Raw genomic sequence first — 295 nt, 5'->3', positions numbered from 1 at the left:
GCTCGTCAAAACCCTGGGGATCACAGGACTATCGAAGTCCCAGGTCTCACGTATGGCAGCCGACGTGGACGAGTTCCGCCATCGCCCCCTCGACGACGCTGGGCCTTTCACGTTCGTCGCCGCTGACGCACTGACCATGAAGGTGCGCGAAGGAGGACGCGTCGTCTCGTGCGCGGTTCTGGTTGCCACCGGAGTCAACAATGACGGACACCGCGAAGTACTGGGGGTGCGCGTATCCACCAGCGAGACCGGCCCGGCGTGGAACGAGTTCTTCGCCGACCTGGTCGCCCGAGGC

1 protein-coding gene is annotated in these 295 nt (G+C 64.7%); it reads left to right on the top strand.

Features of this window, described 5'->3' with window-relative positions:
* Window positions 1-295 (top strand): transposase (locus HMPREF3055_RS01495; RefSeq protein ID WP_210399372.1); only part of this gene is annotated, 295 nt, incomplete at both ends.

The sequence above is a fragment of the Rothia sp. HMSC061C12 genome, from assembly GCF_001815755.1.
In the GTDB taxonomy this organism is placed as follows: Bacteria; Actinomycetota; Actinomycetes; order Actinomycetales; family Micrococcaceae; genus Rothia; species Rothia mucilaginosa.
This window is presented reverse-complemented; position numbering and strand designations above follow the sequence as displayed.